We start from the raw sequence: 7262 nt of genomic DNA, 5'->3' as shown, positions 1-7262 counted from the left end.
CTGTCAAGCGGCAATACGACCGAATCGAATATGGCGGGTTACCAGTGAGTTTCCCGTGAGTTCAGCCGGATTGAAGCGATTTCAGTTGGAACCCACGGCCTTTCGGCTGTGAAGGTTCATAACTGCGGCGGGTTCGCGGGCCCTGAGTCTGGCGGCGTTGGGTGGCACTACGGTTCTACCGGCTGCTCGAGTTCGTCGCTGAGCAGCCGTTCGGCCACGGTGGTGTAGCGCCGTGCGGTGTTGTGGGAGATGCCGAAGACGAGAGACAGGTGCAGTGGGTCCGGGCCTGCGGTCAGCGCTTCGTGAAGGATTCGGTCGGCACGGATGCGTTCGATCGTGAATCCATTGTCGCTCAACGATGGTTTCACCGATTTTTGACTGACCGGCGTTGTGCGCAATGCAGTTTTCGTCGTGAGTAGAACGTGCCGGTTCGGAGTGTGGGGCCATCTGTCCCGGCGGTGGTCGAGCCATGTGTTCAGCGCGATGTGGGTGAGCTCACCGAGCCGTTGGTTGTGTCCGGCAAGGGTGATCCGCCGGTTCGGCAGGTCGATGTCGTCGAGCGTGAGTTTGCGTATAACGGCTGTGCGGCAGGCATGTTCGACGCTCAGCGCCACGACGAGGCGTTCAAGCGGTTCGCTGGCGAGCTGTTCGATCGAGCGCACCTCGTCATCGGTGATGGGCAGGAGGTCCTGGTCTACTGGTTGGCTCTTCAAACCCGCTGTTGGGTTGCTGAAGACCAGAGCATTCTTCTTGGCGTGCCGGAACAGCGACCGCAGCGCCTTGATCAGATTGTGGCGCTGGTTTCCCTGAAACGGCCGCAGCGCCGCGTCGACGTCGGCCCTGGTGACCTCCCTGAGATGCTCGTAGGAGGTGGACCAGTGCGCGAGAAGGGGCTTGACCGAGCCGAAGTAGCTGTAGAGCGTCCTCGGTGATCGTGGGCGAGCACGTGCGCCGCCGACCAACAGGGTAAGGAGCCAGTGGTGGGCCGGCTCGGCGAATCCTGGCGGAAGTTCCGCGGTGACGCGGTCGATCCAGGCACGGATCGGAGGTTCGGTGTCGTCTTTCAGCAGGTCGAAGTGGGATAGGATTTCGACGAGCCTGCGACGGGACGCGAGCCGATGCGGCCGGGTTCGAACCTCGGTGAGCGGCACGCGATCACCGGTGGGCCGACCGGCCAGAAGGGTGAGCAGGGCGTCGAGGCATCGGTTTGTGGTCTCACCGCACCAATCGTGGGCGGCACCGAGTTCCCGGGCGTGTATCGCGGCGGCCGCGAGCACGGGGTCGTCGGATTCCAAGGCTGGATGCCGCCGGGGCGGGCGAGCAGGCAGTCCCGCCTTTCTGCGTTGGTAGGACGCTCTTCTTGAACAGCTTCTGCCGCAGTATTTTTGGTCGCGGCGACTGTTGGCAGGCAGCGCAGTCCCGCAGTGCAGGCAGTTCATCGCGGCGGCAGCGACCTGCCGGCGCGAGTGCGCGGCGTGACCGACCGGGCCTCACCGACCGCCGCTGACTCGTCGTCGGTGACGGGCGTGGCCGCTGCCACGGTTTCGGGTTCGGGAATCAGCAACTCGTCGACCCCGCAGCCGAGGACGGCGCAGATGACGTCCAGGTCGTTCAGTTTGATGGCGTTGGGGTTGCCCGACCACAGGCCCGACATCTTGCCGGCGCTGATGACCAGACCGCGGTCGGCGAGCATCCGCTGGAGTTCGCTGGCCTTCCAGATGCCGCGATTGGCCGCGGCCAATCGCAGGTTCCATTTCATCGAGCGAGTCCTTTCCATCGATCGGCGACCCGGCGTTGCCCGGTGACCCAGGCATCTTCGACGTGGGTGGCGTGCACGTGGATATACCGAGCCGTTGTGCCCGTCCAGGCGTGACCTAATAGTTCCTGGATCGCGAATAGGTTCATACCGGCCAGATAAAGCTGGGATGCGCAGAAATGCCGCAGCACATGCGGTGTCAGCTTCCCCGACCACCTCGGCAGATATCGGTCGGTGGCCTCGGCCAGGGCGCGGCGATAGACGTCGGCGGTCGCGCGCATACACGTCCCGTCGATGTTCTTGCGTTCGGACGGAAACAGCGGCGCAGCATGGTTTTTCGGGTCGACATCGAACAGGCCCAGCACGTCTTCGATGAACCACTGCAGGCTGCGGTCGGCGCCGTTGATCAGTGGCACTACCCGCGGCTTGGGACCTTTGCGACGAGATCCCTTGCCATGACGGACGTTCAGCTTGCCGAACCGGCCCAGCTCCCAGCGCACGTCATCCAGGTCGAGCATCCGCGCCTCGTTGATCCGCAATCCGACATCGGCCACCAGGCGAGCCACGGCGTAGTTTCGGGCGGTCGGGGCGAACTTGCGGCAGGTGACCAGCTCCCCGCGCCACCCCGCGAACAGCTGCTCCACCTCGTCGGCGGTCGGCGGGATGCGCAGCTGCGGATCCACCCACGCCCGCGGTCGGTTGATCTCATCGAGCGGGCACTCGATGACCCGGCCGCTGAGATTGTGCAACTCGACCTTGTGACGCAGTTCGAGGAACTGAAAGTACACCGTCAGCGCGGCCGCCCGCCCGGTCCGAGTCGACGCCCGGGCATCACGCAGCACCTTGCCGAAGTAGGTGTCGGCGTCAGCAGGCTGGATCTCCCACAGCGGCCGACCGAACCAGTCCCGGATCAGCTCAAGGTGATTCACGTCGTTGCGGATGGTCGAGTCGACCAACCCGGCCGATGCCCGGGCAAGGACGAATCCGGCCAGCACATCGGTCTCGAAGCCGGCGAGCTCATCCTCGGTCGCCGGTGCCCGCTGCTCCCTCAGGTCCCGCACGACAGCCAGAGCCAACCCACGCCTCCTCAACTTCACCCACAGTGAAGAATCATCAGCTGATCAGTTATCCAGTCGGCAAAGATGATGCCACTTCATTCGCGGGTTTTGCAGCAGGGACACGCCCACAACAGCTGGTCCAGGCACTCGACGGGCTGGCGCACACCACTCGGTGGCTCAGGAACCCGTCGACTGTTGGTTAACTACCGCATATAGCGCAATCGGTTGTACTTCAACGTAGTCGAGCGCCACTATACATTCCCGATAATCCGCCGCCATACGCATCGCACGCTCTTGCAACCGGTTTCGACGTGATGCAGCGAGTGTGGCACTAACGCATTGTGATTCACTCGATGAGTCAATTCCTAGGGCCGATAACCGGGCGAGCGGTCGAGCGGGCGGGCGTTTCCAGCAAACGCTCCTGCCTGTGGTCCTACTGCGCAGCCGCTCCCCCGCCGGGGGATTGGAGCCTGCTTTGGCCCGCCAACCCGAAGCCCAACAACGCATGTTCGTGCCCTTCCTCATCACGGTGGGCCTCGTCGAAGCAGCGACCTGGGAACGTCTCCCTACGACAAGGTGGAGACCGTAGCCACCGTCCGCCGACACCGCGGACCGCGAGGGGCGCAGCGTTGATCAATGAAATTGACCACCGCTGCGAAAATGCCGAAATGCGCCCCATGCTGCGGCGATCGCCCTATCGTTTGTGCCATGACGGGGGTAGGCATGCCGGCGTGGCCGGCAACAATGGCAGCATTCGTGCTCGAACTCGCCGGGATCGTGCCACCGCTAGATCCAAGAGTGCGAAATGAATTGGCTCAAGACGAAGAGAGTGTCGAGCTCGCGCAGCGTCTAGCGGAAGAACCCTCGCTACAAGATATCGTGTTCTCGGATGCGGATCATCCGTCGCTCCACACCCCTACCGTATTGTCTTTCACCGCAGAATCGTGGGCTCAGGCGCGCTCAGGTCTGGGCATCGTTGAGCGGGGTCAGGGCGAGCGCATCGCGGCCATCTGGCACACGGCGGTTCCGCTGGTCAACGGTGACTACCTGTTGACCCCGGATCCGGGTCACCCTGAAGCGGTGTCGTTCTATCGAGCCACGCGCAATGACGACGAGGGTGCGATCGATTTTCGCGTGGGCACTGCGTCGAGGGGCCCGTATGAGGTCGTGTGGGAGGACAACGACGACCGCTGCCATCTCAGACGATTCTTCAACGGCCTCTTGCAATGCAAGGTGGTCGGGTGCAGCGAGGTGTGTCATAGAGGCATCGAGGTGGACCCCATAACGGGCGCACAGTCATTTCCGTGCGGGTGTCCCTGATGTTCGGCATCGACTGGATTATTTGGGGCGTCATCATTGCCGCCGCCACGTTGGGGGCCGCAATCGGCGTGCCGGTCGTCCTCTACATCCGTCAGAACCGCGCCAACATCACGGTGACAAGCGAATTCGACAAGACCGGGTTCGTGGAAGTCGTCCTCGCCAAGGAGGGAAGCGGGGCCGCGCAAGTCGATTCGGTTGAACTCATGGCAGCTGGCACCAACACCAAGCTGCCATTAATCGGACGTTCCAAAACTGGTGCCGGGCCAATCAACTTCGATGGCGGCAAAGCCAAGATTCGCGTCTACTTCACACTCACCAGCGGGGCGAGTGCAACCGATGCCATCGAGGTACACGTCGAACACAAAGGCAAATCGTCGAGGGTCAAGTCCACCTGGACGACCAAGACCATATCTCCCCAGGCTGGCACCGAAATGATCGATCTGCGCGACCCGATTGAACCCGAAGCAGACACCACTACGAAAAAGGCGCCTGGCACTGCTGGTACTGGCACGACTGGGGCGAATCCGCCAGCAGCTCAATCAAATACACCCGCGCCAGGACTTTCCAACCCGCAGCGTGACACAGACGATCCCGACGTCAAGACGTAGAGCGTCCATCACGTCGAGGTCTCCCCCGGCGCCTCCAAGGAAGCCCGGTCGCGGAGGTTCGCGGCTGTGGCCCACACAACGGAAGGCCGTCGGGGACAGCCTTCGGGTGAGGATCCACCGGCGATACCGAATATCGCGATGTGGACATCCCACGTTGCCGAGACGCGGGTCGGATTGGCCATATCTGACTATTGCGGCCGCCGCCCGGCGGAGCCATTCGAGACCTGGATGCTTCGAGGCTGTGCCACGCCTCCGTAGCCCTGGCAAGTCCCCCGTCTGACGCTAATTTTGCCCGCGGCCACGGGCTACTTGACCCGTCGTGTGCGGGCGCATGGTTGGTGTGCGACGACCATCGAGACTTTGCACAGTGCACGAAACACCAAGGGGCGGTGTGTAAGTCGTGTGTTGGCACTGTGCTGGTGGAGTGGTCGTATTCGAAACCTGCGGTATTGCCGTGGTGGGCTAGCGGTTTTCGGGTCCGACGTTCTGGCTGCACTGGTCAGGTGCCCGGATCTCGCCGGCCGCGCACCTCCATCGGACGCGGGCGTTCTGGGGGTGAGCTGTTGGGGTAGGAGATGTTCAGAAATGCTCAAAGTCGTTGACTATCGAGCACAGGCGTGGTCGCAGATTGGTCTGCGGGGGGAGCTAGCGTGGCCGTATGCCGGTAAACACGACGTCGTGGATTGTTCGTGCGATTAGATCTTCGTCGAGCGTATCGTCGGTGATTAGGTAGGTCAGTGCGCTGGTGGTGACTGCACCGAATAGCGCGATGGCGGCAGCTCTGGGGTTGTCGAGAGCCTCGAGTGAACGGTCGTTAGCGCCCGCGCGAAGCAAGGTCTCGACGGGTTCGAAGTAGGCGGTGCTGATCATGTTGGCGATGGCGGGCATGCGGGCGGCGCGGCCCAGTTCTCCTATGAGGGCGCGACAGACAGCGGGCCGCTGGGCCATCACGCGCAGTTGGGCACTGATGACGTCGTGCAGGCGTTGGGCGGCGGCGCCGTCTGCCTCGACGATCGCGGTGACCTCGTGCGCGACGTGTTGTAGGGCGTCTTCGAGGAGGAAGGCGAGTATTTCTTCTTTGCCGGCGAAGTAGTAGTAGAGCGTGGCCTTGGCGATGCCCGTGGTCGCGGCGACGTCTTCGATCTTTGTGTCGTTGAGCCCGCGCTCGGCGAAGAGTTCGGCCGCGGCAGGCAACCGGTCGGCAATCTGAGCGGGAATCTTCCGCATAAAGTCCTCCCCTCGGTTTAAACTCTCAGTCTAAACCGACGTTCTGCAATGTGGCAGGAGACGCTATGTCGACGGTACAACTTCGCTACGATCCCTTTGACGCGGAAATTCAGGACGACCCCTACCCCGTCTACCGGCAGCTACGCGACGCGGCACCGGTCTATCACGCCGCCGATACCAACACCTGGGTACTTAGTCGCCACGCGGATGTCATCAGCGCGCTGCTTGACCATCACAGCTACTCGTCGGTCGACGGAGTATTTCCGACTCCACCGGGCTCGACTTTTCGCGAATCGCTGCTGCCGATGATGATTTTGATGGATCCCCCGCGACACGATCAGCTGCGGGCATTGGTTAGCAAGGCCTTCACCCCGCGACGAATCGCGGCGCTGACGTGCGCGATCGAGGACCTCGCTGATCAGTTGACGGCCGGCCTGATCCAGGAAGCCAGTTCGGCCGATTTCGTCGCCGACTTCGCAGCTGTACTACCGGCGATGGTGATCGCTGATTTGCTCGGTGTGCCGCGCGAGGACCGTACACAATTTCGGCGATGGTCGAACGCGTTGGTGCAGTCCAATCCCACCCACGGCGAGACCGGCGAGGCTTTGGCAGCCGCGGCCGCGATCTATGGCTACTTCACCGATTTCCTCGCCGACCGCCGCGGCCAACCGCGCGACGATTTGATGTCAGCGTTGGTGTGTGCCGAGATCGACGGAAAGCACCTTAGTGACGACGAACTGCTTGGCTTTTGCTTGCTGCTGCTGATCGCCGGTCATGAGACGACGTCGAATCTGCTGGCCAACGCCGCGGTGGTACTGGCCGACTATCGCGACACCCGCCACCGGCTGGCTGGCGATGAGAGCTTGCTCGGGGCAGCTGTTGAGGAGCTGCTGCGGTATGACTCACCGGCTCAAGGACTTTCGCGAACGTTGACCCGCGACGTGACAGTGCATGGCGTCACAATGTCGGCGGGTGATTCGGTGCTGTTGTTGTTCGGCTCGGCTAATCGTGACGAACGCGTGTTCGCTGATCCCGACGTGTTTGACATCGGGCGCAAACCCGAACACCAAGTGGCATTCGGCCGAGGCATTCACTTCTGTCTCGGTGCGTCCTTGGCCCGGATGGAGGCCCGGATCGCGTTGCGCGCCTTGCTGGCCCGCGTGCCCAACTGGGAAGTCGACTTGGGCCGCGCGCAGCGCCTGCGGTCGGGCCCGATCCGGGGCTATTTGTCGTTGCCGATCTCCTGGTCGGCGAACTAGCCGCGCTGCGGTCCAATTGGCTGTGACCGACCCG

General features: G+C 62.8%; 7 protein-coding genes and 1 pseudogene. 4 read left to right on the top strand and 4 right to left on the bottom strand.

Annotation, left to right across the window (positions count from 1 at the left end; all coding sequences use genetic code 11):
- Window positions 1–167: 167 nt before the first annotated feature.
- The 3 genes from JF781_RS26945 to JF781_RS26935 form a co-directional block, all read right to left on the bottom strand.
- A complete protein-coding gene (locus JF781_RS26945) occupies window positions 168–1277 on the bottom strand; it encodes an integrase (protein ID WP_225330576.1) in 1110 nt (369 codons plus the stop codon).
- Window positions 1278–1435: 158 nt separating this feature from the next.
- Window positions 1436–1759 carry a helix-turn-helix transcriptional regulator gene (locus JF781_RS26940; protein WP_007172299.1) on the bottom strand — a complete coding sequence of 108 codons (324 nt, stop codon included), beginning with the start codon at window positions 1757–1759 and terminating at the stop codon, window positions 1436–1438.
- Window positions 1756–2832 (bottom strand): site-specific integrase, encoded by a 1077-nt coding sequence (locus JF781_RS26935; protein WP_007172298.1) that lies wholly within the window; start codon window positions 2830–2832, stop codon window positions 1756–1758. The genes JF781_RS26940 and JF781_RS26935 overlap by 4 nt, the downstream gene beginning before the upstream one ends.
- A gap of 457 nt (window positions 2833–3289) precedes the next feature.
- Here JF781_RS26935 and JF781_RS26930 point away from each other — a divergent pair.
- From JF781_RS26930 to JF781_RS26920, 3 genes and pseudogenes are all read left to right on the top strand, one after another.
- A pseudogene (locus JF781_RS26930) lies at window positions 3290–3403 on the top strand (hypothetical protein); the annotation flags it as partial.
- 119 nt (window positions 3404–3522) lie between these two features.
- Window positions 3523–4134 (top strand): hypothetical protein, encoded by a 612-nt coding sequence (locus tag JF781_RS26925; RefSeq protein WP_087139652.1) that lies wholly within the window; start codon window positions 3523–3525, stop codon window positions 4132–4134.
- On the top strand, window positions 4119–4742 hold the full coding sequence (locus tag JF781_RS26920) for a hypothetical protein (protein WP_033717424.1): 624 nt from the start codon (window positions 4119–4121) through the stop codon (window positions 4740–4742). Before JF781_RS26925 ends, JF781_RS26920 begins: the two co-directional genes overlap by 16 nt.
- A gap of 645 nt (window positions 4743–5387) precedes the next feature.
- Here the strand turns inward: JF781_RS26920 and JF781_RS26915 are convergent.
- The gene (locus JF781_RS26915) at window positions 5388–5969 is read right to left on the bottom strand and encodes a TetR/AcrR family transcriptional regulator (RefSeq protein ID WP_033717422.1); all 582 of its coding nucleotides are present in this window, start codon (window positions 5967–5969) and stop codon (window positions 5388–5390) included.
- Window positions 5970–6034: 65 nt separating this feature from the next.
- On the opposite strand from JF781_RS26915, the gene JF781_RS26910 reads away from it, so the two are divergent.
- Complete coding sequence (locus tag JF781_RS26910; protein WP_007172294.1) at window positions 6035–7228, top strand: cytochrome P450; 1194 nt, start codon at window positions 6035–6037, stop codon at window positions 7226–7228.
- Window positions 7229–7262: the final 34 nt, after the last annotated feature.

Source organism: Mycobacterium sp. WUMAC-067 (genome assembly GCF_020217485.1).
GTDB lineage: Bacteria > Actinomycetota > Actinomycetes > Mycobacteriales > Mycobacteriaceae > Mycobacterium.
This window is presented reverse-complemented; position numbering and strand designations above follow the sequence as displayed.

Bases quoted from the DNA above. Each gene is read 5' to 3' on its own strand.
- JF781_RS26915 (WP_033717422.1), bottom strand. From the start codon at position 5,969: ATGCGGAAGATTCCCGCTCAGATTGCCGACCGGTTGCCTGCCGCGGCC.
- JF781_RS26910 (WP_007172294.1), top strand. From the start codon at position 6,035: ATGTCGACGGTACAACTTCGCTACGATCCCTTTGACGCGGAAATTCAG.
- JF781_RS26925 (WP_087139652.1), top strand. From the start codon at position 3,523: ATGACGGGGGTAGGCATGCCGGCGTGGCCGGCAACAATGGCAGCATTC.
- JF781_RS26940 (WP_007172299.1), bottom strand. From the start codon at position 1,759: ATGAAATGGAACCTGCGATTGGCCGCGGCCAATCGCGGCATCTGGAAG.